The following is a 26,519-nucleotide window of genomic DNA, read 5'->3' on the forward strand; positions in this document are numbered from 1 at the left end:
ATAATTAAGTTCGCAAAAAGTGAAAAAAGGAAAAGCCATCGGTCACTCCGAATTGGCAAGTGTCCAGCAAACCAAAAGGAGTTGAAACCGATGGCTTACCAGAATTCTACCTTATCTCTCGAACAAATGCTATTGAAATTTATGTCGGAACAGGATCCCATGCTCTCTGGCTCTGTGAGCAAATGATGGAAGCTGAAGTGATTCAGGCACAGAAATCGGAACGGACGGATACACGGACCGGCTATCGTTTACGTCGCTTTGACACTCGGATGGGCACCATGTATCCCTTTGTTCCCAAACTGCGCAAAGACGGTTATATGCCTTTTTTTTGCGTCATCAGTGCCTTCAAACGGATGTATGCGATTTATCAATGTATTGTTGCATTTTAATATTGCAAGTTAAGGTTAAAATATTCATAAATTAACCATTGAGATCCAAGGAAATCTTTTCTAAAATTAAATTAAAATGAGTATGAAAAGATTTCCAATTTCATATTTTTTACTTTTCGTCGAGGGGGTGTGTCAGGGAGTTATGATGAAGGTCATCTATGAATTGGGGAGGAAATCTCTTGAGGAAAATGAAGACGCCTATTTGCAAACGCTTACACTCCCGCCGCCAGACAAAAAGACACTAAAATACGGGGTAATTCTTGATTTTCAAAATTCCGATTCCTCTATTCATTTTATATTGTAAGAACTGGATGAGCGCCTGTTAAATGAATGGTGTTGGATAGGAAAAGCCGACGGCAGCAACAGCCCGCAATGGTATGGAACCGTTGATAAGCTCGATTATTTATTAAGCCAAACGCTTACCAACCTTTTGGAAAAGTGGGATCAAAATGACGACTTTTATCTTTTGTTAAAGGAGGAGAAAACATGAATGTGGCAATTTTTACAGTTGGTTCAAATCCTTTGCCGATTTATGTGGTAGCAAAATATTTACTAGATAATAGCAGGGGGGATGTGGAAAACCTGCCAGTCCCGGATGAGATGGTTTTTGTTTTTTCTAAAAATACAGAGGAATATTATAAAAAGCTACGCTTAAAATTAAGAAATCTTGCAGGTAGTAATAATTTACTCGACATAAATTTGGGGGACAAAGAAAGGGATCGGGAAATAGTTCAAAATGCGGTTAAATTTAATCTTGAAAATTTAATAAGCGGTAAAGAGCATATAAATTCTATCCACCTGCATTATTCCGGCGGGACAAAACCGATGTCGGTTTTTAGTTATGTAGCTGTTGAGGAATTCGGAAAGAAACATGGCATCAAAACGATATATAGCGATTTAGATCCTGAACAGTCATTTATACGGATAGGAAACGAAACTTATCCTATTGGAAGGGATTTAAGAGACTGTATTAAGTTGAATATAAATGAAATCTTTGAACTTCATAATATGGAAATTAAATATTCCGGAAGCCAAACATACACCTTTCCAAACTTTAATATCAAAGATTTTTCTTCAAATGCAATTAGATCTTTTAACACCTTAAGAAGTAAAAACGAGCCAAACTGGAAACTTAATATCAATAAAATGAAAAATAAAATTGAAAATTATTATGAAACTAAACATAAACCTAATTTACCGAAGAATGAAATTGAAAAATTCAGTGAAGATTTCAATATTGTCCAACAAGAATTTGGAAAAAAATTAATGCCTGTTAAGTGGCAGGACGTGGCTTCAAATCCAAAATTGTTTACAGATTTCGTTGAATTTTTCCATGGGAAATGGTTAGAAGACTATATATTGGATGCCCTTTTAAGTTTGCAACAAAAACTAAAAATTGATGAAATTAAAAAATCTGTGAAAGCAATGTATAAAAGAAGGCCATGTGAAATTGACGTGATTGCCATGCGGGGATATCAAATGCATTATTTTACCTGCACCACATCGAAAGATATAAAAAAAGTCAAGGGCAAAGCTTTTGAGGCCTTGTATCGGGCCGAGCAATTAGGAGGAAGCCATGCCCGGGTAATCGTCGTTTCCTTATTGCCAAGTATTCAAAATCCTAGAGAGTTTGACCACTGCATCGAAAATCTCGAAAAGGACTTGTCATCCTTCGAGGCACAAATCGAAAAAAAGGTAAAATTAATCGGAAGCAATGTCTTAGAAGATCCGGCCCTTTTATCAAAAGAAATAGAAAACATCTTTTTAAGCTAAAATGGTGAATCATCTATTGAAAGGGGTAACAGCTCTTGTTTGTTTTGTCCATGTTCGATGTGACTGATATCCAACGATATATTTTTCAATCCAATCGTTTAAAGGAAATCATCGGTGCTTCAACCCTTGTTGATAAAGCACTGTCCACGTTTTTGATTGAAGCTATTAAAAGTTCGGTTCACGGAGCATATAAAGTGGAGTGGGAAAGCTATGAACATTTCGATTTTCTGAACAATGTGGATTTGGAGGCTGAACTCATTTACACGGGAGGCGGGAACGCACTGGTAGCTTTTAGAAGCAAAGAGGTTGCCAAAAGAGTCACAAAGAGACTTTCCCAATTGTTAATTGAAAACGCTCCTTCCCTTCATTTCACGGTTGTTCATCATACGGTGGAAGGAAATGATTTTAACGAAGACAGAAAAAAGATCATGACCGATTTGCAAAAAAAGAAATATGAAACTCCTTACAAAAATAAAATGGGCGGTTTTTCCATCACACAACTGAGCGACGTTTCCCAACTGCCGATCACATGTATTATCGACGAAACTCCTTACTCATCCGAAAGTCTCGCCAAAATGAAAATGGCTTCAGAAAAAAAACAGCCTTATTCATTAGACGAAAGATTTGCAATTCCCGCGGAGTTTGACCATCTTGGAAGAAACGAGGGTGAAAGTTACATCGGGGTTGTGCATATTGACGGAAATGAATTTGGAAAAAGAATAAAATCGGTTCTCAGCAGGGAAATGAATTATGCGAACGCTGTCCAAAAAATAAGGATATTATCAAAAGAAATCGATCGTATTTATAAAAGCGCTTTTCAAAAAGTGATTAATCTATTAATAGCTTCAGAGAAAAAGGGAAAAATTGGAAACATCAAACTGAAAAAAGCGGATAACGAAGAACGGGAATATTATTATTTACCGATTAGAGACATTGTTATTAATGGTGACGATGTAACTTTCGTTTGCGATGGCAGACTGGCGTTATTTCTCAGCTATTTCTTTTTGAAAACGATTAATATGGAAAAATTGGAAGGAGAACCGATTTCAGCCTGTGCGGGTATTGCCATAGTTAAAGCCCATTTTCCATTTTATCGTGCTTATCAAATTGCAGAACAATGCTGCCAATCCGCAAAAAAGAAAGCCAAATCGAAAGAATATGATGAAGTCTTAAGTTGGCTTGACTTTCACGTCGTTTCTACAGGGATTACAGGGGATTTGGAAACCACGAGAAGAAAACATTACCAAGTTGCTGAAGCCGATTCAAACTATCATTTGCTTTGGCGCCCATGGCTAGTATCTGATACAGACAGATACAGCGGTGATGCTCATAACTTTCAACATTTTATACAAATCTATCAAGAATTTACATCTGGAGAATCCAAGTGGCCAAGGAATAAATTAAAACAATTGGAACTTGCTTTATCCAAAGGAAATTTGGAAACATCGCTATTTCTGAGTGAGATGGAAAGCAGGGGGCTCCAACTCCCAAAATTTTTACCAAAACTTACAACAAATGGTTTCACAATTGAAAACCAAACGCCTTATTATGACGTATTAGAAATGTCGGATTTTTTTCAAATATTGGAGGAGGTTTAAACTGAAGGCCAATGAGGATAAAATTGGAACTTTTGTCTGACTTATGTACTGCTTCAGGAGAAGGATTGCCAGGCATTTTTGATAATGATGTCTCTTACGATAAATTTGGTATCCCATTTATTCCGGCAAAACGTATAAAAGGATGTCTGAAGGAAGCCGCTTTAGAAATAAGAGATGTGGATGATTCATTCGATCAAACCGCATTTGATAAGTTGTTCGGTTTGCCGGGTGGAGAAGAAGGCGCATTAAAAATTGGAAACGGCTACATCCCCAATTACGAAGAAATAGTGAAGGAACTCGAAGAACTTTCGAGAGATAATACTTACGGACCATACCTTAATCCGGTCAATATCCAGTCGTATTTCACCACATATCGGGCGATGACGAGCATTGATCCGGAAAGTCAAACGGCAAAAGATCATACCTTGCGGACCGTCCGTTTAATCCGTTCAGGAAATGTTTTCTTTTTCGATGTGGAATTATCTGAACGGGACAGCCGCTGTGTAAATTTGTTGAAGAAATGTTGTAAAGTTCTGCGTAATATTGGATTAAACCGCACAAGAGGCTGGGGGGAAGTAAAATGTTCCCTCGAGATCAAGAACGAAGATAAAGTTGCAATTCAGGAAACAAATGATTCCAAAATAAGGATACAACTGGAAAGAGAGTTTTTAAAAGAAGAATCTTTGAGATTAACCTATTCATTAAAATTACGTACGCCCTTATTCGTCTCTAATCGGGTTGATATCTCATCCCGGAGTGATACCTATATTTCTGGAAGCCAAATTCTTGGATTCTTCGCTTCCGAATATCTTAAGAAAACGTCGACATCAGAAAAAGCCCATAAAGATCCTGTATTCCGCAAATTATTTTTAAGTAATCAAGTAAAATTTATGAATGCTTATCCTGTGGATGAAGAAAATTATCGTTGTATGCCGATCCCCCTTACTTTTGTAAAAACGAAGGATAAAGAAGATCAAGAAGATGAATATTTGGATCTTGCCAATGATAAGACGTATCAAAAAGTATTGGAAGAAGAAGTACAAACGTCTAAGATAAACGGATATTTCAAGGTGTACAACGATGGAAGCTTTCCTTTGGTCCGTGTGGAGAAAGAAATTCAATACCATCATCGAAGACCCGAGGACCGTACAATTGGCCATGCCCAAAGAGGAAATGGACAGTATTTTCAAATGGAAGCCATTCGGGAAGGTCAAACATTCAAAGGATATATCATTGGTGATTTCGAGAGCTTGTCTTTATTGAAAAATCTGGCCGTAGCAAACAGGATCGTCAGACTTGGAAGATCAAAAACAGCTCAATACGCCGAAGCCGAGTTTTCCATTGAAAATATAGAACCGTTAAAGAAGCAGGAACCTTTTGATGAAGATTTTATTGAAAAGGGAGATCAAGTAGCCATATATTTCATATCTCCTATGATTCTATTTGATGAAACATCGGGGGCAGTGAAAACGGATCCCCATTTGTTTGCCGATTTATTGGCGAGTAAGTTTCCGGGCTTTGTCTATGAAAGAAGTTTTGTTCGCCTGACCAAAGTTTCCGGTTTTCATCGTAAATGGGGATTGCCGAAGCCTCAACTGGACGCTTTCGATGCGGGAACCGTCATCGTATTAAAATATGAGGGCACAGAAAGCATTCCAGCAACTGACCTAACGCTTCAGAATTATGGTTTGAGGCAGAATGAGGGGTTCGGGGAAATTTTTGTAAAAATCGGGGGTTTTAATTCTATTCCGCCAAGAGAATCAACAATTAAAAATATCCGTTCCAGTAAACCAAATTTTACAAACGGCATATTAACTTATATTAAAACCGAACAGCTTCGATACATTATTCAAAATCGTGCCATTTCAACCTTAAAAGAACTTCCTGTCCTATATGAGTTGAATAACTCTAAATTATATAAACTGACTGATTTCCTGGAAAATGCTTTGAATAAAGATGATTTCTTAACGAAAGCGAAAGATTTATTAAACAAAAAAAATGTCGACCGAATCGATACAAAATTGATGGATTTTTTGCTTGATAGCGATAAATATTATCTTGAATATAAATCGGATGAACTATGGAGAAAAGTGGAAAAGATAGAAACGGAAAATTGGGACCTATGTTTAGAACAGCTGGATTTTGAACTTTACAAACTTTTTCTCCTTACCATTTTTCAACATATTAAATGGAAGAACAGGCAAGTGGGGTAAGGAAGGGGTGCAGTGATGCAGGAGTCAAAAAGGTCAGATCGTGTTGTTGAAAGAATTTATGTTAAAGGCATTTTAAAATTGAAATCTCCTTGTCTGGTCGGTTCCGGAGAAAACAACAATGCAGATATTGATTTTGTCAGAAAATATGTTTTAGTCGATCAACATGCGGGAATCTCCCATGCTTCTAAGGATGTTTCCATAAATAAGTATGTGACGGTCCCTTATATTCCCGGAACATCATTAGCAGGTGTTTTTCGAAATTATTTGTCGGAGGAAGGACGAGAAAACAAACTTGTTGAACATATGTTCGGCAAAAAAATTAAGGGATTGAATTCATCAGATGCTACCATCAGCAAATTATATGTTTATGATGCAGACATGATTGATCAGAAACAAAATCCCACTTTCATTCGGGATGGCGTCAAGTTGGATCCTGATACGAAAACTTCCGTTGATAAGGGAAAATACGATTATGAAATCGTTTCGGAGAATACCGAGTTTTCTCTCCGCCTTGAATTGGTTTTGAGGGAATGTGATCCAATCGAGCATATGGAAAAAATACTGTACCATTTGTTAAAGGCTTTACAAGATCAGAAAATTTTTATCGGGGCAAAAAAACAAAGAGGCTTCGGAAGAATTGAGTTGCAGGACGTAAAAATATTGCGGCTTGATTTTCGAGATCCCGCTAGAAAAAGGGAATTTTTGGATGAATGGATTAAATTTGACTGGAAGTCTTTTAAAGGGAATACCGAGCTGGAACAGTTAAATCATCAAAATGTATCAATTGATGCTCCTAAGAAAAAGGTTATTAAAGTAAAAGTTCCATTAAAAAATGAATATTCTTTGATGATCCGAGACTACAGAAACGTTTATAAAGATAATGCTTCAGGTAAAAAAAATAGTCAGGATTATATGCAATTATGTTCCAATGGGATGCCTGTCATTCCGGGAACTTCATGGGCAGGGGCAATCCGCGCAAGGATGAGGTGCATTTTGAAAGACTTGTACCGATCGGCCGGGTTGGATGAAGAGAGCAGCATTACAAAATCAGAAGAAAAAATCAATGACTTTTTTGGATTTGTGGATGAAAGCAAAAATATCGCAAAGACTTCAAAAATTCGCTTTTATGAATCAAAGCTTGATGGCGGAACAATGATTATGCAAAACCGGATAAAAATTGATCGATATACAGGCGGTACGGTCCGTGGGGCATTATTTAACGAATTGCCTGTTTATCATGGGCATACGGATTTGGTGATGGAAATAGAAGCGGATGAAAATGAAGTAGAGCCTGACTTGGGATTATTGTTATTGGCATTAAAAGATTTAATGAACGGCTATCTCAGTATTGGTGGAGAAACGAACATAGGAAAGGGAATTTTCTCCGGTCATACGGTTTTTCTGGAAAAAGAAGGAATAGAGGTTGAGGTCGACAAGGAAAGGGAGAATAAATACCTTCAAGCATTATATGCATTGATTTGTAATTCCTAGTTCAAAGGAGTGGTCGCATGCCGGTTCGACAAATTACTTCTTCCTTCCAAAAGGTAAGTTTCGCTCCGGGAGAATTAAAGAAAAGAATCCAAGAATTCTTTAAAGATGAGAAGGGATTTCTTTTAGCCTGGTTGGACTATGAAGTGAAAGTGGGATTCGTCTACCATGGTGAAATGATATTATATGATCATCCGATAGAAGAAGAATATCTTCAGGAAATACGGGTATTTAATGAACATCGGGAGCTTCATGTCCGGAGATGGGGAAATCAATTTTCAGGCAGATTGATCGTGGATGACAAAGATGGGGAACGTATTGATATTTTCGATGAAATACACTACATATGGGGAAAAGTCGTGGGAGTAGAAAACGGATGGCTCAAAGTTTCTGAGAAGAACCGTGGTTTTCAAATTCACATTCCTTTTTTATCGCAGCAGGACATCCCGGAAAAAATTTGTTATAAAGTCAGAAATTATTTAAAAGAAGACAAAGATGGACAGTTGTTCTTTGATGATGCCCGTATATGCGGTTTTTGTAAACCGGATTCGACCTTCTTTACATTGGGGTGAAAAGAATGGAAAAAAATTATGGTAAAAAATCGAATTACAATAGAAATCAAAGTCGCAAAAACTTTAATACGAGACAAAATAAACTTTCTAATAATAAATGGATTGAGACAGACGAAACCTTCGTCAATCCTTATAATTTTGTTTCTCTAGGAGGCAAATGTCAGCGTTATGATTTTTCGGCTTTGCGAAGAAAATCGGAATTACTTACTGGAGTCATTCATTGTTCAATAGAAACCAAAACGCCTGTATTTATCCCTAATACAACAGAAGAGAATGCCTTTGACCATAATTCTGGAAGAACTTTAGATTTTTACTCTTATAATACGATCACCGGAAACACTTTAAATAGTCCGGAAAAACCAGTCATTCCCGCGAGCGAAATTCGTGGCGCGGTTCGTTCCGCCTATGAGGCAGTAACAGATTCTTGTTTATCGACCGTCGACGGGGGTCAGCCCCTGTACAAAAGAATCACGATCCCCGGCTGTCCGGGTATTATAAAGAAAGATGCAAAGGGTTATTATATACAAAAAGCAACCCGATATAAAGTGGAAAAAGAAAAGGTAGAAAACTTTAGGGAAGGTCAATTGGTCTATTTTGGAAAAATCAATAGATGGAAAGTCGCGGAAGATGTATTGCCCGATTACAAACAGGGATATAAAAAAGGTTTTTTTCATAGGGGAGAATATTTTGAAAAGAAAAAATACGAGTCCGTATTTGAAGAAAAAAAAGAAATAATTAGATTGCCAGAAAATTTTAATCCAAAAGAACATCTGCAAAAATTACTCAACCTGTATGACAAAGAAACGAAAATTAATAAGACAGAAGAACACAGCGGTTACAAGCATTACAATCTAAATAATAAGGTATTACTTGTTTATTACTATGAAGTTGATGGGAAATTTTACTACTTATCTCCCGCCTGTATTTCAAAAATCGTATTTCATCATTCAATCAACGAGATTCTTGAGCAACAGGGCGGGTACAACCCCTGCACTGATATTCATTTCTTGTGTCCTGCTTGTGCCTTATTTGGCATGGTAGGCGAAAAAAATGCTTTAGGATCGCGCCTCCGTTTCACTGATGCCCTTGTGGCATCCGATCTTGATCCGGAAGAATATTATCTTCCTCCCAAGGTCTTGACTGAATTGTCCGCACCAAAACTTTCCGCAACAGAATTTTATTTGGAAGATCCGGGGAAAGATATTTGGAATTATGATTTTGCCGGTAACTGGGATGGAAAAAAATTGATTATAGATAGGAACTATCAACCTAAAATTCGGGGGAGAAAATTTTATTGGCATTCGAATAAAGAGCCTATTTGGCAAAATTATACCGGTTATAAGGATGAGAAATTAAACAATCTAAATTGTGCTATTCGCCCGTTAAAAAAAGGCATCCGGTTTACCTTCCGCATATATTTTGAACAGATCACAGAAGAGGAATTGAAACGCCTTCTTTGGACTTTATCGATCGGCGGTAATGAAAGCAGCCATTGCCATAAGATTGGCATGGGAAAACCGATAGGACTCGGTAGCATAAAAATTAAAATTGATCGGGTGACAATCAGGAAAATACAACTGAGCGAGGGAACCATTCAATATAAGGAAGAAGAAAGGGCATTTTCCCTGAAAGAATTGGAAGAAACGATTGACCTAAATTCGAAACATGTAAGAGAATTTTTGAAAATAACGGATTTTAACCATTCCAATATGAATATCAGTTATCCAATAGGCAAAAACATAAAAGAACAAAAAGAAGCCGGACATATTTGGTTTACAGGAAACAGGAACATCGCATCTAAGGGAAAACCAAAAATCCATAAAAGTTTACCTCATATATTGGAAGAAGATTTAAATTTAAATATTATAGAATTCAAAGAATATATTTAACTTACAATCTAAAGTCATACAATTTATCCCTTTGAAAGGATTCTGTAACCCGCCTGGGTTAATGCCAGGCGGTTTTGAACGTTTTGAGTAATTTTTTAATCCTAATAAGTATGTGTAATGGCGCTGGATCAGGTGAGAAGGAACGAATAGGACGCATGGAGTGAGTATGACCGGAAGAAATGCAAACGTATAAGGCGGATCTTTTACAAAAAAAGGAGGAACGAAATTCAAAGGAACGCTGGTATTTAAACCGATACTTCTGGCAGTCGGAGTCACTGAAGAACGCCTATGAACTGAAAGAGGCCTTTTGCTGTTGGCTGTAACGGGCGGAAGAAAACGGGGCGGAAGGCTCCTTTAAACCAAGGAAGAATTGTATGAGTTTTATAAACGCGGAGAACAGGTAAGAATAGAAGCATTCTAACGCTGGGTCGAGACTTCTCAGAATTGGGAATTGAAGATCCTGAACAATTTTTATCGAAAGAATGGCTTTTTGGAAGGGATTGACAACCCTGAAAAGGAATCATATTGATTCAGGAACTTCGAACGGACAAGTGCGAGGATACTGCCTACATACAAGTATAAAAAATCGTGGGTCATGTGGGGTAAGTATGCAGGCCACTCCCCTTTGACAAAGGATCGAAAATATCTCACCATAAAGTGTCGTCGACCCCCAATAGTGCACAAAACCCAGGGGATCGACGACAATTGTTATTCTCCTTCCAAATGCAGTGAAATCCCCGAAAATCAAGTGATTTCAAGGTCTTGCTAAAATTTTCCCGTTGGTTTATAATGCTAACTAAAGAATTTAGGAATTTTTTCCAAGCATTGATATAATCAAGATTTTTTGGGGTTTGTACCTTACCTATGAGAGATTGAAATATCGTACAAAGGATGACATCAGCGTCCCCTTCCTGGAAGTTTGTACCTTACCTATGAGAGATTGAAACTGTAATGATAGTTTTCGCTAAATGCAAATAATGTTTGTTTGTACCTTACCTATGAGAGATTGAAACGCCGCTTCTGCGTTACCAAACCCAGGTTCTCCTTCTGGTTTGTACCTTACCTATGAGGGATTGAAATGCCGATACTTTAAAGATACGGCGATGCGTATTTTTGCTGCCCATCTTTGTTCTTGGGCGGGGCTGGCTCCCGGTAACCATGAAAGTGCAGGGAAATGAAAGTCAGGGAAGACGACCAAAGGCAACCAAAAGTAGTTCTTTTGCTTGGATTTAGGAAATCGACAAAGAATGAAGCCGCGTGTACTCCCGACTTTTACAGTTTTAAAGATAAAAACTCCCCAAAAACGGCGCCATCACCGATTTTTTGGGGAGTTCTTCATTTTTTGGTATGTAGATATGAATTCATTCTTTTTTCTTTCATTCCAAGGGCAGGAATATCTTTTTTTGCAAATGACTAGTTACATCTTTTTTCCAGTTTTACAAAGGAAGGAAGTGAAAATTCGCCAATCTTGGATTGGAAAAGTGCCCGTCAGCGGTTCGCCGGCCCGATGTCCGGGTCCGCGGCGCCGTGAAGCGATCCCCGCCTTTTGCGGCGGGATTTTTCAATCAGAAACTGGCAGTCTTGCTTTTCCGTATGATAAGATGAAGTATCAAAGGTTTGGCGGTGAAGAGGATGGAACCGAAATGGCTGGCTTGGGCGAAACAGCTTCAGGCCATCGCCCAGGCGGGATTGGCGTATTCGACGGATGTTTATGATTTGGAAAGATTTGAATGCATCAGAAGGATCAGCGTAGAAATGTTGTCCGAGCAGACAGGCATGGAAATGACAAAAATAAAGGATCTATTTGCCGGGGAAACGGGGTATGCGACCCCAAAAGTGGATATCCGGGCCGTCGTTTTTAAGGAAAATAAAATTTTAATGGTCAGAGAAAAAACGGACGGACGCTGGTCGCTGCCCGGCGGTTGGGCCGACATCGGATACTCGCCGAGGGAAGTGGCCGTGAAAGAGGTGAAGGAAGAAACGGGATATGATGTAAAAGCGGTCAAGCTGTTGGCAGTATTTGACAAAAAATTTCATCCCCATCCGCCATCCCCGTTCCATGTTTATAAAATCTTGATCCAATGCGAAATCGTCGGCGGCGAGCCGACGGAAGGCATCGAAACAAGCGCCGTCGGTTTCTTTGCGGAAGATGAACTGCCGCCATTGTCCGTCTCCCGGATCACGAAATCCCAAATGGAGATAATTTTTAAGTACTTGCACAATCCCCAAGAACCCGTCCATTTTGATTGAACGGCCGAAAGATCGCCTGCCGGCGCCGGAGGCGGCAAGAAGCGGATATCGGGAATTTCCCTTCGCCGCAAAGAATGAGGCGTCGCTGCCTCCTAAAGCGATGAAAACTATTCTACTTTGCGGCGAGGCGCACCTTTTGCGGGCAACAGGATTTGCGATTTTGACGATTCTTTTGGAATTCGGGGAAACCCGCGCCGGAAGTCATTTTACCGATTTGCGATTTTGCTGGTTCATTCGGAATTTGTTTCCGCAGATCATGATGGATCACCGCTTTATAATTCCAATTTTGCCGGTTCATTCGGAATGCGGGCGGAGTCCTCTATTGGCGCCACGATTTTCGCTTAAAAATGTCCTTAACGGAGGGAATGGCGATGGAGTTGGCCATCATCAATACCTTTACCGAACAAGCCTTTCAAGGGAACCCGGCGGCCGTGTGTCTGTTGGATGGGGAAAAAGACGAAGGCTGGATGCAGAAGGTTGCCAAAGAGATCCATATGCCGGTTACCGTTTTTATCCGCCGCCATCAACATGAATTCCGGCTCCGTTGGTTTACCCCTGCGGCCGAAATTCCGATTTGCGGACATGGAACGCTGGCGAGTTCGTTTTTTCTGTGGGAGAACGGGCATGCGGAAAAAGAGAATCCGATTGCCTTCCATACAAAGAGCGGCGTCCTGCGATCAGAGCTTGTGGATGGCTGGGTCCGATTGGCGTTTCCATTCATGCCCCCAGAGCGAACGCCCGCCCCTGATTTGCTGGTGAAGGCCTTAGGGGTTGAGCCGGTATATGTCTGGAAAAGCCCGACGCGGGCCATGGTGGCTCGAATCCGGGTGCTGTGGTTGAGCCGGTATATGTCGGGAAAAGCCGGTTGGACGATTTCACGGAAGTTCCGTCGGAAGAAATGGTAAGAAAGTTGACACCGGATATCGGGCTGATTGAAAAATTGCCCGTCCGCGGCGTGATCGTCACGAGCCGATCCCATACAAAGGATTTTGACTTTATCTCCCGTTTCTTTTCGCCGGCCCAAGGCCTCGCCGAAGATTATGTGACGGGTTCGGCCCATTGCAGTTTGGACCCGTATTGGAAAAACAAGCTGCGTAAAACCGATTTTATCGCCTACCAGGCTTCCGAAAGAGGGGGAATCGTCAAAATTAAAGTTTTGGACGGCAAAGTTTTGCTCTCCGGAAAAGCGGTCACCATTTTTAAGGGCAATTTGAGCGTTTGATCCTTCGGTCGGTTTAACCGCCCATGGGCAGTCGCGGAAAATGTGCCGAGGACGGAGCGGAAAAGGCGGGCACATCCCTTCTTGCCCCGCCTTTCCGTTTTCCTTACAGGGCGCAAATCCAGAGCCCGGCATGGTTCCTCTTCTTGCATATTATAAGCAAAAAACTCATTAACTAATGATAAGCTGCCTGCCGCGTCGCAAGCCGTTTCGCCCCGTCTGGCGGGGGATCCATGGTTTTTGCCCGGCACTCCGGTGCCGGGGTTTAATATTTATCGAAGACGCAGCTCCGTCGTTTGGCAAGGTACGGAATCCAAACCCTGACACAACCCTGTCAAATTTTACGGACGGGTTATATTGACAATAAAGGCGGAGAAAGTATAATGAAACTGTAAACGTTTACGATTTTACCCTTTTACAAAAACGTTTTTGGAAAGGGCTTTCTTCAATGTTCGGCGCCGGAAGAGGACAAAACCGCATTATCCGGGTGCGAAAGGCGTCCCGCGAGGAAAGGGGGAGAACAACTGGGCGAAAAATTTTTGGCGGGTTACTAAAACGTTTTAGCAGGAGGACAGATGGATGCTCGCATACAATCACGGGAAAGGCAGCTTGGAAAACTGGCTGATCACGGAAACCGAATTTTCCCCCGACGCCCTGGGAAAATGCGAATCGATCATGTATCTCGGCAACGGGTACATGGGATTGCGTTCGGCGACGGAGGAGCCGTATTTGCACGAGGTCCGGAATCTTTTTGTGAACGGGACTTTCAACCATTTCGGCGGGGACGAAGTGACGGAACTGCCGAATTTGGCGGATGTGACGAGGATCGACCTCCGGATCGACGGGGAAAGGTTCAGCCTGGAATTCGGCGAAACGAAACATTATCTTCGTCAATTGAATTTGAAAACGGCGGAGCTGACCCGTTCCTTCGATTGGATTTCGCCGAAGGGAAAAACCTTCCGCTTTCGCTTCCGGCGGTTTGTGTCCCTGGACCGTCTGCATCTGATCGGAATGAAAATGGAGATTACGAGCCTCGACAGTCCGGCGGAAATCACGTTCCATTCCGGGATCAACGGCCGGATGACCAACAGCGGCACGCAGCATTTCCATGAGGGCGAAAAAAGGATTTTTGACAAAAGGTATCTGCAGCTCTTGCAAAGGACGACGGAATCCAACATCGATGTGGTCATCAACGCCGCGCACCGGGTGACGGTGAACGGGGAAGAAATCCGGGACCCGGTCATGGCCATCGACCGCCGAATGGTGGGACTTACCTTCCGACTGCAGCTGTCGCCCGGCGACAAGCTCGTCATGGAAAAACTGGCCACCGTTTACACGAGCCGGGACAAGGAATTTGACAAACCGGATTATCAGCTGGCCAAACTTCGCGAAGTTTCCTTGCAGGATTTGAAAGATTGCGTGAAAAAAGGGTATGACGCCCTGTTTCAATCCCATTGCCGGGCCTGGGAGGAAAAGGTTTGGAACAAATATAACTTGAATGTGGACAGCGAAGACGGCTTCGATGTATTGGCGCTGCGGTTCGCCCTCTATCATTTGACGGTCATGACCCCGGCCCATGACGAACGAATGGGCATCGGCGCCAAAGGGTTGAGCGGGGAAGGATACAAGGGCCATTCCTTCTGGGATACGGAAATCTTCATTTTGCCCTTCTTTATCTTCTCCAATCCGGAGGTTGCCCGGTCCCTGTTGAACTACCGTTACCTCGGACTGGCGGGCGCGCGGAAAAAGGCCCGGGAAAACGGGTATGAAGGCGCCATGTACCCGTGGGAAGCGGCATGGCCGGAAGACGGGGAAGTGACGCCGGTATGGGGAGCGGTCGATATCGTCACCGGGGAGCAAACGAAGATTTGGTCCGGTTTTATCGAACAGCATATTTCCGCCGATATCGCCTTTGCCATCTACCAATATTACACCGTCACCGGGGACCGGGAATTCATGGAGCGGTACGGGTACGAAATGGTCTTTGAAACCGCGAAATTTTGGGCGAGCCGGCTGGAATGGAATGAGGAAAAACGGGAGTACCACATCAATGACGTCATCGGCCCCGATGAGTACAAAGAACATGTCAACAACAACGCCTTCACGAACTACATGGCCCATTTCAACATTCAATTGGCGATCACCTATTATGAAAAACTCGAAAAAGAGAATCCAAGCCGGCTGGCGGAGCTGGAAGAACGGCTGGCCTTGCGGAAGGCCTATGAAAAATGGAAATCGGTCATCGGCCGGATCTATTTGCCCCAACCGCGCGAAGATCTGGTCATCCCTCAGGATGACACGTACTTATCCTTAAAGACGATCGATTTGACGAAATATAAACAAAGCAAAAAAGTGGGCACCCTGTTCGAGGACTACAATTTGGAACAGGTCAACAAGATGCAGGTCTCGAAACAAGCCGATGTCCTGATTTTGCTTTACCTGCTGGAGCAATGGGAAAAGAAGTTTTCCCAGGATGTTTTAAAGGCGAACTTCCGTTACTATGAACCGAAAACCTTGCACGATTCTTCTTTAAGTCTGTCCACCCACGCCATTTTGGCAAACGACATCGGAGAGTACGAACTCGCTTATTCCTTATTCCGCCGGGCTGCGGAAATCGATCTCGGCCCCTTTCCCCATTCCTCCGATCACGGGATTCACGCCGCCTCAATCGGAGGCATTTGGCAGGCGGCGGTCGCCGGTTTTGCGGGATTGCGCCTTTCCGGCGGAAAACTGCGCATCTCTCCCCGGCTGCCGAAGCATTGGCGGCGGATGGAATTCTCCATCTATTGGAAAGGCCAGCCGGTAACGGTCAGCATCGATCATTCGGCATTAATCGTAAAGGCGGAAAGGAACGAGCCGTTCGAATTGGAGGTCTACGGAAAAACCTACACGTGCAAGGATCAATTGACTATCCATATCGATCCAAAAAATTAAAGGGGGAACTATTTATGAAGAAAACCATTGGTCTATTGATGGCATTGCTTCTCCTCGCCGGGGTATTGTCGGCCTGCGGTTCCAAAGAAAGTTCCGGGGACAAAAAGAGCGGGGACGGGGACAAAAAACAAACGATTTCCCTGGCCGTCTGGGGATCTTCTCCCGCTGAAACGGAAGGGCTGGAAAAAACCGTCGCCAGCTTTGAAAAGAAAACCGGGATTGACGTCAACATCGAAGTGATTACCGACAACTTCCAAGACGCCATCACCGCCCGTTTTGCCGCCAAAAATCCGCCGGATGTATTCTATCTGGAAGCCTTCGTCGCTCCGAAATTCATCGACAGCGGCGTGCTCCTGGACATCTCCGGCGAGATCGAAAACCAGGACGACTTCTATCAACCGCTGTTGAACGCCTTTAAGGACAAAGACGGAAAATTGTACGCCGTGCCGAAAGATTATTCCACCCTGGCCACTTACGTGAACACGGATCTTTTGGAAAAAGCGGGGTATTCCATTGAAGATGTCCCCTCCGACTGGGAAGGGCTCGTCCAATTCGCCAAGGAATTGCAGCCGAAATTGGACGAAGGGGTCGCGGCCATGATCTTCGACAAGTCGATGGCCAGACATTTGAGCGCCATGCTGGCCACGGGTCTGAATCCGGTCACGGAAGACGGGAAGGCGGATTTTACGTCCAGCGAAAAAACATTGGAATATTTCCAATCTTTGGTTGACGGACAAGACGGCGGCTATATCCTCAATCCGCAAATGGACATGGGCATGGACTCCGCCGGGGCCGCCTTCGGTTCCAACAAGGCGGTGATCATGATTGAAGGGAACTGGGTGCTGAGCGCTTTGAAAAACGAATATCCGGATGTCCACTATAAAATCCTGCCGTCCCCGACGGTAAACGGCAAAAAACAAACGATGATCTTTACCGTCGGCTACGCGATCGCCAAAGATTCCAAACATAAAGACGCGGCGATCGAATTCGTCAAATACATGACCGGCGAAGGGCAACAGCAATGGAGCGAGCTTTCCGGCACCTTCCCGACCCGCCAATCCGTCGCCGAGGCGATGAAGTTGGCGGAAAATGAAGAATTGAAGGCCCATATTGAAGGTGCCAGCTACGGGACCCCGTGGACATCGGGAATTTACCTGCCCGTCATCTCCGCCGCCTTCGACAACCATTTCCAAGCCGCCTTAAACGGAGACGTGTCCTTAAAAGATGCGATGAAGGCCGCGGAAGACGAAGCCAATGCGGAAATCGAAAGGCAGCAATAACCGGCTGAAGATTTCCGGAAGGTTCAAGCGTGCAAGTTGGATGGGGATTGGTAATTTGCTTTTGATGTTGATTTCCGGGAAGTTAATCCGGCAAGCGAGCTGCAGCTTCCAAAGGTTGTGAAACGCCCGGCCGGCCGCGGTTTCGGGGGCTGACGTTAAACGATCCCTCCGCAGCTCCCGGGGCTGTGCGGACGGCGGCCGGGCCGGATTCAAGGGGCTGTTTCTGGGACAGCCCCGTTTTTTAAAATCGATCCGTTCCTTCGAAGGACGGCATAGCGTAAAGGGGAAACCTCCGTTCCACGGCCGGATGAGGCGGGGGACGGAATCTTTCCTTGGAAAAGAGGTGAAAAGGATCATGGGCAGCAAGTATCGGCAGACGGTGCAAGGGTACTCCTTCCTATTGCCCGCGTTGGCCGTCATTCTCGTTTTTACGCTGATTCCGATCGTTTATGCATTTCTTCTGATGTTTTTTAAAGTGGACCTGTTATCCGGGGAAAAAACGTTCGTGGGGCTGCAAAACTTTGAAAAAATTTTTTCCGATCCGAAGTTTTGGGCGGCTTTTGAAAACACGGCCCGGTACGTGCTGGTCGTCGTTCCCGTGCAAACCGTCATCGCCCTGCTTTTGGCGGTTTTGCTGAACAGCAAAATCCGGTTTGACCGGATCTTTTTATCCGTCATGTTTCTCCCGACGCTTACTTCTTCCTCGGCGATGACCTTGATTTTCATGTGGCTGTTCAACAACAACGGGTTAGTCGTCAATCTCATCCGGGATTTATTCGGGGTGAAGATCCAATTTGTCACGAATCCGGATCTCGCTTTAACCGTCATCATGACCATGAATATTTTTTCCACCGTCCCCCATTTTATGATCGTCTTTTTATCCGGATTGCAGGATATTCCGGCCGCTTTGTACGAAGCCGCGGCCATCGACGGGGCCGGCAAGGTGAAACAGTTCCTGCATGTCACGGTTCCCCAGTTGATGCCGATCACCTTTTACGTCATCACCATGGGGGTCGTCGGCTGCTTCCAGATCTTCGACCAGGCCTTTATTATGTCGAACGGGAGCGGAGGGCCGCAAAACTCGACCTTGACCTTCACCCTGTACATTTACCAGCTGGCCTTCAACAGCAATGACATGGGAAGGGCGACGGCGCTGGCCTTTATCCTCGGGTTCATCATTTTAGCGGTAACTTACATCGTCAATAAATTCCTGAAACCGGACCAAATCAACGGGTGATTCAAATGAAGAAAAATAGGAAAACGCTGAAAGCCATCGTTTATATTTTGTTGACCGGCTACAGCTTGCTGACCCTGTTTCCCTTCGTATGGAGCCTTTCCACTTCCTTCAAGACGACGAGGGAAATCACGGCGGGAGGCACCTTTTTGCCGGAGGATTGGAGCATCCAAGGGTATCAGACGATTTTTTCCTCCCAATTTCCCACTTGGGTGATGAACTCGCTTGTCGTCGGGCTCGCCGTCACCTTTTTGAACCTCGTCTTTAACACGATGGCCGGCTATGCCTTGGCGAGGATTCCTTTTAAAGGGCGCCAATTGATTTTCAGCTTTTTGCTTTTGTTGATCATGATCCCGTCGCAAGTGACGATGATTCCGCTTTATATCATCGTTTCCGACCTCGGACTGGTCAACACCCGCAGCTCCCTGATTTTAACAACCATGATCAACATTACCTACATCTTTATGATGCGGCAGTTTTTCACCAATTTTCCCCGGGAGATCGAAGAGGCGGCCACCGTGGACGGATTGTCGAGGTTCGGCACCTTTTTCCGGATCGTCCTGCCGAACATGAAGGCCGCATTGGCGACGCAGACGGTCTTCATTTTCATGGGCATCTGGAATGAATTCATGAAACCGCTCCTGTTCATCTCCAGCCCGGAAAAATATATGCTTACCCAAGGATTAAACGCCCTTTCCAAACAGTATATGAATGCGACCAAATGGGATGTGATCATGGCCGGCGCCATCATTTCCGTCATTCCCATCCTGATCCTTTACATTCTTTTGAACAAATATTTCATCCGGGCGAACGATCAAACGGCGGGCATCAAATGAAAATTGCCGGACCGGAAGATCAAAGGACCGTGATCCGGAAAGGAAGGGAAGGTTCCGGCGCGCCATTGTCCGGGAGCGGCTAACTCAGGAAGAAATAGGAAAGGTTAAGGGGAGGAGGCCGCGGGGGATTGGCGGCGGTCAAAAAGCTCCAGGGAAATGTACATGGACGATGCGGCGCTGCCCTGGCCGGGAGGACCCGGGTTCATCCGGATGGGAAAGGAAGAATCCCGGACCTTCCGAGGGTTTGTCCGCGAAAAATTGGACTTTTGCGAAGTATTCAATATTTTCCATTTACCGTTTATAATGATTACGATAACGGTAAAAAAGGGAGCAGGATTCAGCCTTGGCAACCATAAAAGATGTGGCGAAGAAAGCAGGCGTGTCCATCGGCGTTGTGTCGCGGGCCTTTAACAATTACCCGGACATCAGCGAAAAAACGAGGCAAAAAATCTTCGAAGTGGCGAAGGAATTGAATTATACGCCGAACGTGGTGGCGAAAAACTTATCGTCCAAAAAGCAAAAGACGATCGGCTTAATCACGTCCGGGTTTATGAACAGCGATGAAAAAAGCAGCAACAATACCCTCGAGGTTTTCAAAGGGATTTATACGGCCGTTGAAGAAAACGAGTATGAATTGGCCATTTATTTGATCGATTCCCGCAAACAGAAGCAAAAAAGCTACGCCAAGTTTTGCCGGGAGCGGAACATCGGCGGCGCCATTTTGCAGGGGATCCGGACGGATGATCCGTATTTCAAGGAATTGATCAACACGAACATCCCCTGCGTGCTGGTGGATATCCGGTTCGACGAGGAACGGGAGCTGATCGGCAGCGTATCCGTCGACAATGTGGCGGCCGCGAAGGAAATCACCATGCGCTTGCTGCGGGGAAACCACCGGAAGATCGCCGTGATGGCGGGGATCAAAGAATCTTATGTCAATGAAGTGCGGCTCAAGGGGGTAAAGGAAGCCTTCGCATCCTTCGGATTGGAGTTGCGGGAGGAGGACATCCTGTACGGGAACTTTACGGAACGGGACGCCTATGAGGAAGCGAAAAAATATTTGCGGCGCCAAAAGCCAACCGCCTTTGTCTGCTTCAGCGATTTGATGGCGATCGGCACGATGCGGGCGATCGAGGAAGCCGGTTTGAAGATCCCCGAGGATGTTTCGGTCACGGGATTCGACGGAATTCCCCTCACGGAATATACCCGGCCGCCCCTCACGACGGTGAAACAAAACTTTTTTGAAATCGGCCGGCAAGCGGCGATCCTGCTGCAGTCGATGATGGAAAAGAAAGAGGTCCAACATCATGTCTTTGCCGACTACAAGATCATCGAGCGGGAAAGCACGAAAAGCATCGAACCGATGGGATAAGGCTGCGGGGAAAGCCTTCGGTTTCGGAATTCGGAGGGGGGCCACCGGGCCCGGGGGAGGAAAAGGGGGGCGGCTGCGCCGCATTGCACCCCCGGCCGTTTTTGTTCTTCCGAAATTCTCATCGGCCGTTTTCCCGCCGCCTTTGCTGTATAGCATAATGCCTAGAAGAGGCGAAAGCGGCGGCATTACCGGCTTTTGCCATTCGACCGTTATCTGCAAGGAGAGGACGTATTTATGACGAAACCGAAATTGTTTATTTTTGATTTGGACGGCGTCATTACCGACACGGCGGAATTTCATTTTTTGGCTTGGAAGCAGCTGGCCGAGGAGCTGGGGATCACCATCGACCGCCGGTTCAATGAAGAGCTGAAGGGAATCAGCCGGATGGAATCCCTGGAGAAAATCCTGGCATTGGATCCGGCATTACAAGGGATGCCTTTGGAAGAAAAGAAAAGGCTGGCGGAAAAAAAGAACGACCATTATAAGGAGCTGATCCGGACGATCACCCCGGACCATATCTTGCCGGGGGTGGAGCCGCTGATCAAGCGAATCAAAGAAGAGGGGATCCTGCTCGCCCTCGGTTCCGCCAGCAAAAACGCCCCGGCCGTCCTTCAGCGGCTCGGGCTGTACGAGGATTTCGACTTTATCGTCGACCCTGCCAAGGTGAAAAAAGGAAAGCCGGATCCGGAAATCTTCACGAGGGCGGCGGACCATTTCCGGGTCCCTTATTCCGCGTGCGTCGGCGTGGAGGACTCGGCGGCGGGGATCGAGGCGATCAACCGGGCCGGCATGTTCTCCGTCGGGGTCGGTGCGGCGGACGTCCTATCCGCCTCCGCTTATATCGTCCCGGATACGAGCCGGCTCGATTTCGACCGGATCGTGGAGAAATTTAACCGGGCGAGGGAAGTTGAACCGAGCCGCTGACCGGGGTGCCTAGGTGAAAATCGGGTCATGGAAAGGGGCCTTTCCGAACGCGGGAAAGGTCCCTTTTTGCGTGGAAAATGGCCGCTGGAGGGGCGAAATTCCCGGCTTTGAAAATCATGGTTTAAAAACGCGGGGAAGGGGGAGATCCGGGGGCCATGAAAGCGCCACATGATCTGCCGCGGGAACCGATGATGCCATCCGCGGCAAACGGCGGTCTCCATCGGGCGGACCTGCGGCCGAGGACAGGGTGCGCCTTTACGGACAATTCGGCCGCATACGGGCAAGAAAAAACGACCGGGCGTTTCCCGAACCCGTAAAGAGGGGGGCGGCCGTTTCAGCACGCGGGCAAAAAAAACAATCGGACGGTGTCACCGTCCGGCTGTTTTCCGTACCTTCGCCCATTAGATTCGGCAGCTGCCGTCGGCGCATTGGCCGCTTCCGTCCGACGCCAGCGGCTGCAATGGCGAACTTTCCTGTTCCTCTTCCCATACTTTTTCAAGCGCCTGGATAAAGACTTCGATCGGCTGCGCGCCGGAAATCGCGTATTTGCGGTTCAGCACGAAGAAGGGCACGCCGCGGACGCCGAGCCGGGCGGCTTCCGCCTCGTCCTTTCTCACTTCATCGCTGTAGCGGCCGCTTTCGAGAACTTGTTTCGCTTCCTCCCGGTCGAGACCGGCATCGCCGGCAAGCCCGATGAGCACATCATGGTCGCTGATCCGCAGGGAATCGGTAAAATAGGCTTGAAACAGCCGGTTTGCCATTTCCGGAAGTTTTCCCTGCGCTTCGGCATATTTGGCGAGGCGGTGGGCGTCAAAGGTATTCGTCGGCTTCATCGTGTCGAAGCGAAACGTCAGCCCGACGGCCGCCGCCTGCCGGCCGACATCGGCATTGAGCTTTTTCGCTTCTTCCACCGAAATGCCGTATTTTTGGGCGATCATTTCGTGAATCGTCAAATCAACCTGTTTTTTCGCGTCGGGATCCAGCTCGAAACTGCGGAATACCACTTCGACTCGATCCTTGTGCGGAAACCGATCAAGGGCGATTTCCAGCCGGCGTTTCCCGATATAGCAAAACGGGCAGACAAAATCGGACCAAACTTCGATTTTCATCGCATATGCACCTCGGTTCATGCTCCCTGTCGCATAAACAACAAGAAGGCGAAATTCCTATTCCCCCTTATTGTAGCGGATCGTTCCGGCGGTATTCAAATAAACGGACTCGGCAAGGGGCAAAGGAAATCCCGCACGACATTCGTTTGGCAATGGAAAACAGCATCGAGCCGCCATGCCGCAACGAATACAACCGAGCCGAAAGGGATTCCCTTTGATGCGGCAACCGAAATCACGGACAAGCCTTTCATCCGGGACAACTACCGGCGGCAAGGGGAAAAGCAGACAAGAACGTTGCTTTCCGAATTTATGCCAAGAAAAAAGCAGGGCAATTGCCCCGCTTTTTTTGAAACCTTCAATTTTTGGGGGAAGTGATTCATAAAAAGTAGCCATCCGGGTCGATCAGGCGGAAATCGGTCATTCCCCACGCTTGCCGCTTCCGTTTCGATTCCGCATCAATCCCCATTTCCCATATGCGCAGATAACAATTTTGAACATCAGGAACGGCCGATATGATTTCGACCCCCGTTCCCTTTCGGGCAGTTCGTATTCCGCTAAAATCGTGGTTGTCCGAAATCTCATCTTCTTTGGTAGAAAGCAGGTGAAGATTTTCCGTTTTAAACAAAGCGCCGTTTTCATTTTGAGACATTCTTGTAAAAATCAATCGATTTTTGCAAATCTTTCCCAAACGATTCTAAGGAGATCGCTGCCGTCATTTGCATCCATCCCGAACAAATCATTTATGTCGTGCGGCTGAAAACCAGTCACTAGCCGCCCCCGCATCTGCATGGACGCACGTCTCCGTTTCCTTGGAACAAGCTTCTTCGTCTGAAGAGGGCATTTCCGGCTTCCCGCTTTCGCATCAAGGCCGCGTCAGCTCGGCAATGTTTTGCATTTCTCATTAACATAGGCCGCTTTTTCACATGGGACATGGAGTTCCCCGTCCGATATTTTGGCCTGTCCTGCTCATTTTTTCCCAGATGGATCATGATTTATATGGCTGACCGATATCCCGAAAAGAATAGACCATAAAAAGAAATAGCCCTGTTAATACGATTCCTGTTCCTCCGATCAAACCGAGCATCCGATTGGGAACCGCTTCTAAAAGGATGCCGGCCGCGAGCATCGATATGCCGATGAGCGTATTGGAAACGGTGGTCAATATGCCGAACACGAAGCCTTGATGCTCCCGGGGCATCTCCTTCATCACGATGGAATCGAAGCATGTGTTGCAAATCCCCGATGCAAAGGAGACGGAAATATATAGAATGCATGCAAGGAGAACCAAAGAGACTTGGCTTAAGATCATGTGAAACAAGCCTTCGAAAAGGAGGGCCGCCAAACCGGCGAATAGAAGATGCCGGTGAAGGCGGCGGGCGATGATGGAACTGAGCATGAGGCCGATTCCGAGGGCGCCATAAAAGAGGCCGACGCCCAGATCACCCAGATGAAATTCCTGAACGGCATAGACGCTGATGAGTACGTTATCGATCCCATTAAAAAGGGGGACGATGAACTCGAACAGAAAGGCGATGGATAGGGGAGCGGATGCCGCCATGAATTTTTTGACGGTTTTCAGCGAATGGAGGATGTCCGATTCCCCCTTTTTCCGTACGGGACGGTTCGGATTTGCGTCCGGAATCGAATAGATGATCGCGGCGGCCAGTAAAAAGGAAAGGCCGTTCAACCAAAAGGTCAGATCCGGTCCGAAGAAAAAGGCGGCCATCCCACCGGAAAATGATCCGGCTATTAAAACCGCGCCAACCATGACCTGTTCCATGCTGTTAATCTTGATGATGTTTTCTTTCTTCACGAGCAAAGGAATGAAAGACTTCCGGGCAGGCGCGTAGATCGCCTCTCCGGCGGCTAAAGCGAATGTGCCCAGATAAACCATCCAAAGGTCGGACCGGTCATCGGCCAGTACAAAAGAGACGGCGAAGGCGATTCTTGACAGGTCGGTGATCATGAGGATTTTCTTTCTTGAAAATCGGTCGGCCAAGAACCCGCCCAAAGGGCCGAATAGGAAAGAGGGAACAACCCGAATGGCCAACGCGAGGCCGACGGCGCGTCCCGAGCCGGTCAACTCCAACAGCAGGGCCAACAGGGCCACTTGACTGAAACGGTCCCCGATCCCGTTCACGATTCCGGCCAAAAATAACTTGAAGTAATTTTTTTCTTGGCGAAAAATCGTCACGAAATCACCTCGTTTGTTTTTTTATAAAAATCTAATTAGACATTTATCTAATTAATATCGCAAAAAAAATTATTTTAATATCCAAAGTTCCGGGGGATTCAATTCATATTTATTGTTTTCCCGGTACATAAAGTGGTTCATGACCAACTCTCTTCTCAATGTCGCATAATCTTCATAAAATTGTTTCAGATACTCGTTGATCTCCCTTTCATCATAGGTAACCCCGGTCTTCAGCCCTTTCACGATATGGGCAAGAACGATGATTTTTTTCTTGCGCTGGGCGGGGATCTGTTTCAATTTGCCGTCAAAGGTAAAGAAATTCTTAATGACCTGATTGCGTTCGTTTTCAGTCGTTTTGAATTCCGCTTGTTCGGAAACCAAATTCAGGATGGCCGTGGCGCTGTGTTCGAGATTTTTGGCGTTCAACGAAAAATAAATCGTATTCTTTTCCCGCCGTTCGTTGATTAATCCGATTTCGCGCAGTTTGGCCATATGATGGGTAATGGTGGGCGGCTTTAAGCCGAGTTTTCCCGCGATCGCCTGACCGTGCAAAGGGCCGTGCCGCAAGAGCGCAATAATGCGAATTCTCGTGGGATCCCCCAGCGTCTTATGAAAATTGACGATCCGGCTTAACTGCATGACAATTCCTCCTAATACGATAATTATCTAATTAGATAATAATCTAATCAGAAGGATAAATCAACCCCGTGATGAAAAGATCTTCGAACGGATCGGCTCGCCCGCCTCCCGTTTTTTAACTTAGAAACCTCTGTTGGCTTTTCCATTAAAAAATTGTCCGGTTCAGCCGGCGTCCAAATTTTCAAATGCTTCCGCAATTTTAACAGCTTGTCATCGAATGATAACAGCCGTTATTTTACGGAAACGCCCGATTCTCAAGATAATGGGGAAAGCCTTCACGAATGCGGCCGCCATGGGGGTTGTCTTCCTTCATCTTGTATGTGTAAAATTTTTCTCGGTACAGGAACTATCCAGTAGGCAAAAAAAGAGAAGGCGTCCTACAATAGAGTTGTCCATCACAACACTTCCCAAAGGAGGCGCCTTCTCTTGGATAAGATTATATCAAAAATTTACGAAATCCTGAAGGATTCCGCGAATCTGATGGAAGCGGAAGAAAATCTGTCGCGGCTTATGCATCGGTTTTTTGCGGATGCCTTGGAAAAAGTTCTTTCCCAACTTAACGAGACGATCAAAAAGCAAAAACAAGGCGAAGGCTGGAAAGTGGAG

21 protein-coding genes and 2 pseudogenes are annotated in these 26,519 nt (G+C 45.5%); 20 read left to right on the forward strand and 3 right to left on the reverse strand.

The genetic code is table 11. The features are described from left to right. Positions 1-90: 90 nt before the first annotated feature. From A3EQ_RS22530 to pgmB, 18 genes and pseudogenes are all read left to right on the forward strand, one after another. Positions 91-329, forward strand: a pseudogene (locus tag A3EQ_RS22530) (transposase); the annotation flags it as partial. A gap of 546 nt (positions 330-875) precedes the next feature. Further along, positions 876-2,162, forward strand: coding sequence for a PDDEXK family nuclease (locus tag A3EQ_RS0112110; protein ID WP_020155440.1), 1,287 nt, complete (start codon positions 876-878; stop codon positions 2,160-2,162). Positions 2,163-2,197: 35 nt separating this feature from the next. Further along, positions 2,198-3,760, forward strand: coding sequence for a Cas10/Cmr2 second palm domain-containing protein (locus A3EQ_RS0112115; RefSeq protein WP_020155441.1), 1,563 nt, complete (start codon positions 2,198-2,200; stop codon positions 3,758-3,760). Positions 3,761-3,783: 23 nt separating this feature from the next. Continuing rightward, positions 3,784-5,973 carry an RAMP superfamily CRISPR-associated protein gene (locus A3EQ_RS0112120; RefSeq protein WP_169382699.1) on the forward strand — a complete coding sequence of 730 codons (2,190 nt, stop codon included), beginning with the start codon at positions 3,784-3,786 and terminating at the stop codon, positions 5,971-5,973. A 15-nt stretch (positions 5,974-5,988) separates the two neighbouring features. After that, on the forward strand, positions 5,989-7,464 hold the full coding sequence (locus A3EQ_RS0112125; protein WP_020155443.1) for an RAMP superfamily CRISPR-associated protein: 1,476 nt from the start codon (positions 5,989-5,991) through the stop codon (positions 7,462-7,464). Positions 7,465-7,481: 17 nt separating this feature from the next. Then, complete coding sequence (csx19, locus tag A3EQ_RS0112130; RefSeq protein WP_020155444.1) at positions 7,482-8,033, forward strand: type III-D CRISPR-associated protein Csx19; 552 nt, start codon at positions 7,482-7,484, stop codon at positions 8,031-8,033. 5 nt (positions 8,034-8,038) lie between these two features. After that, positions 8,039-9,922, forward strand: coding sequence for a TIGR03986 family type III CRISPR-associated RAMP protein (locus A3EQ_RS0112135; RefSeq protein WP_020155445.1), 1,884 nt, complete (start codon positions 8,039-8,041; stop codon positions 9,920-9,922). Positions 9,923-11,037: 1,115 nt separating this feature from the next. Continuing rightward, positions 11,038-11,097, forward strand: a pseudogene (locus tag A3EQ_RS22965) (transposase); the annotation flags it as partial. Between the two features lie 72 nt (positions 11,098-11,169). After that, positions 11,170-11,637 (forward strand): hypothetical protein, encoded by a 468-nt coding sequence (locus A3EQ_RS22540; RefSeq protein WP_154652871.1) that lies wholly within the window; start codon positions 11,170-11,172, stop codon positions 11,635-11,637. Next, positions 11,555-12,172 (forward strand): NUDIX hydrolase, encoded by a 618-nt coding sequence (locus tag A3EQ_RS0112140; RefSeq protein WP_020155446.1) that lies wholly within the window; start codon positions 11,555-11,557, stop codon positions 12,170-12,172. The genes A3EQ_RS22540 and A3EQ_RS0112140 overlap by 83 nt, the downstream gene beginning before the upstream one ends. A gap of 371 nt (positions 12,173-12,543) precedes the next feature. Then, positions 12,544-13,077, forward strand: a complete 534-nt coding sequence (locus tag A3EQ_RS22970; RefSeq protein ID WP_244874587.1) for a PhzF family phenazine biosynthesis protein — start codon at positions 12,544-12,546, stop codon at positions 13,075-13,077. Beyond that, positions 13,071-13,394 carry a PhzF family phenazine biosynthesis protein gene (locus A3EQ_RS22975; RefSeq protein ID WP_244874588.1) on the forward strand — a complete coding sequence of 108 codons (324 nt, stop codon included), beginning with the start codon at positions 13,071-13,073 and terminating at the stop codon, positions 13,392-13,394. The genes A3EQ_RS22970 and A3EQ_RS22975 overlap by 7 nt, the downstream gene beginning before the upstream one ends. Before the next feature lie 576 nt (positions 13,395-13,970). Continuing rightward, on the forward strand, positions 13,971-16,325 hold the full coding sequence (locus A3EQ_RS0112155; protein WP_020155448.1) for a glycoside hydrolase family 65 protein: 2,355 nt from the start codon (positions 13,971-13,973) through the stop codon (positions 16,323-16,325). A gap of 14 nt (positions 16,326-16,339) precedes the next feature. After that, the gene (locus tag A3EQ_RS0112160) at positions 16,340-17,605 is read left to right on the forward strand and encodes an ABC transporter substrate-binding protein (RefSeq protein ID WP_020155449.1); all 1,266 of its coding nucleotides are present in this window, start codon (positions 16,340-16,342) and stop codon (positions 17,603-17,605) included. A gap of 355 nt (positions 17,606-17,960) precedes the next feature. Then, on the forward strand, positions 17,961-18,842 hold the full coding sequence (locus tag A3EQ_RS0112170; protein ID WP_026499937.1) for a carbohydrate ABC transporter permease: 882 nt from the start codon (positions 17,961-17,963) through the stop codon (positions 18,840-18,842). A 5-nt stretch (positions 18,843-18,847) separates the two neighbouring features. Further along, the gene (locus tag A3EQ_RS0112175; RefSeq protein WP_020155452.1) at positions 18,848-19,675 is read left to right on the forward strand and encodes a carbohydrate ABC transporter permease; all 828 of its coding nucleotides are present in this window, start codon (positions 18,848-18,850) and stop codon (positions 19,673-19,675) included. A gap of 343 nt (positions 19,676-20,018) precedes the next feature. Then, a complete protein-coding gene (locus A3EQ_RS0112190) occupies positions 20,019-21,047 on the forward strand; it encodes a LacI family DNA-binding transcriptional regulator (protein WP_020155454.1) in 1,029 nt (342 codons plus the stop codon). Between the two features lie 234 nt (positions 21,048-21,281). Then, the gene (pgmB, locus tag A3EQ_RS0112195) at positions 21,282-21,971 is read left to right on the forward strand and encodes a beta-phosphoglucomutase (protein WP_020155455.1); all 690 of its coding nucleotides are present in this window, start codon (positions 21,282-21,284) and stop codon (positions 21,969-21,971) included. Positions 21,972-22,372: 401 nt separating this feature from the next. Here the strand turns inward: pgmB and A3EQ_RS0112210 are convergent, their stop codons facing one another. Further along, a complete protein-coding gene (locus tag A3EQ_RS0112210) occupies positions 22,373-23,020 on the reverse strand; it encodes a DsbA family oxidoreductase (RefSeq protein ID WP_244874589.1) in 648 nt (215 codons plus the stop codon). On the opposite strand from A3EQ_RS0112210, the gene A3EQ_RS22980 reads away from it, so the two are divergent. Then, a complete protein-coding gene (locus A3EQ_RS22980) occupies positions 22,913-23,455 on the forward strand; it encodes a hypothetical protein (RefSeq protein ID WP_244874590.1) in 543 nt (180 codons plus the stop codon). The two genes, A3EQ_RS0112210 and A3EQ_RS22980, sit on opposite strands and share 108 nt — an antisense overlap. A 610-nt stretch (positions 23,456-24,065) precedes the next feature. Here the strand turns inward: A3EQ_RS22980 and A3EQ_RS0112230 are convergent. Further along, positions 24,066-25,274 carry an MFS transporter gene (locus tag A3EQ_RS0112230; RefSeq protein WP_020155462.1) on the reverse strand — a complete coding sequence of 403 codons (1,209 nt, stop codon included), beginning with the start codon at positions 25,272-25,274 and terminating at the stop codon, positions 24,066-24,068. 69 nt (positions 25,275-25,343) lie between these two features. Beyond that, complete coding sequence (locus A3EQ_RS0112235; RefSeq protein ID WP_020155463.1) at positions 25,344-25,913, reverse strand: DUF2087 domain-containing protein; 570 nt, start codon at positions 25,911-25,913, stop codon at positions 25,344-25,346. Between the two features lie 426 nt (positions 25,914-26,339). On the opposite strand from A3EQ_RS0112235, the gene A3EQ_RS21060 reads away from it, so the two are divergent. Beyond that, positions 26,340-26,519: hypothetical protein (locus A3EQ_RS21060; protein WP_026499854.1), on the forward strand; the 180-nt coding region annotated here is incomplete at its 3' end.

Source organism: Caldibacillus debilis DSM 16016 (assembly GCF_000383875.1).
In the GTDB taxonomy this organism is placed as follows: Bacteria; Bacillota; Bacilli; order Bacillales; family Caldibacillaceae; genus Caldibacillus; species Caldibacillus debilis.

What these genes read in the sequence shown, in the direction of transcription:
- A3EQ_RS0112110 (WP_020155440.1), top strand. Translation starts at nt 876, where the DNA reads ATGAATGTGGCAATTTTTACAGTTGGTTCAAATCCTTTGCCGATTTAT.
- A3EQ_RS0112125 (WP_020155443.1), top strand. Translation starts at nt 5,989, where the DNA reads ATGCAGGAGTCAAAAAGGTCAGATCGTGTTGTTGAAAGAATTTATGTT.
- csx19 (WP_020155444.1), top strand. Translation starts at nt 7,482, where the DNA reads ATGCCGGTTCGACAAATTACTTCTTCCTTCCAAAAGGTAAGTTTCGCT.
- A3EQ_RS0112135 (WP_020155445.1), top strand. Translation starts at nt 8,039, where the DNA reads ATGGAAAAAAATTATGGTAAAAAATCGAATTACAATAGAAATCAAAGT.
- A3EQ_RS22540 (WP_154652871.1), top strand. Translation starts at nt 11,170, where the DNA reads ATGAAGCCGCGTGTACTCCCGACTTTTACAGTTTTAAAGATAAAAACT.
- A3EQ_RS0112140 (WP_020155446.1), top strand. Translation starts at nt 11,555, where the DNA reads ATGGAACCGAAATGGCTGGCTTGGGCGAAACAGCTTCAGGCCATCGCC.
- A3EQ_RS22970 (WP_244874587.1), top strand. Translation starts at nt 12,544, where the DNA reads ATGGAGTTGGCCATCATCAATACCTTTACCGAACAAGCCTTTCAAGGG.
- A3EQ_RS22975 (WP_244874588.1), top strand. Translation starts at nt 13,071, where the DNA reads ATGGTAAGAAAGTTGACACCGGATATCGGGCTGATTGAAAAATTGCCC.
- A3EQ_RS0112155 (WP_020155448.1), top strand. Translation starts at nt 13,971, where the DNA reads ATGCTCGCATACAATCACGGGAAAGGCAGCTTGGAAAACTGGCTGATC.
- A3EQ_RS0112160 (WP_020155449.1), top strand. Translation starts at nt 16,340, where the DNA reads ATGAAGAAAACCATTGGTCTATTGATGGCATTGCTTCTCCTCGCCGGG.
- A3EQ_RS0112170 (WP_026499937.1), top strand. Translation starts at nt 17,961, where the DNA reads ATGGGCAGCAAGTATCGGCAGACGGTGCAAGGGTACTCCTTCCTATTG.
- A3EQ_RS0112175 (WP_020155452.1), top strand. Translation starts at nt 18,848, where the DNA reads ATGAAGAAAAATAGGAAAACGCTGAAAGCCATCGTTTATATTTTGTTG.
- pgmB (WP_020155455.1), top strand. Translation starts at nt 21,282, where the DNA reads ATGACGAAACCGAAATTGTTTATTTTTGATTTGGACGGCGTCATTACC.
- A3EQ_RS0112235 (WP_020155463.1), bottom strand. Translation starts at nt 25,913, where the DNA reads ATGCAGTTAAGCCGGATCGTCAATTTTCATAAGACGCTGGGGGATCCC.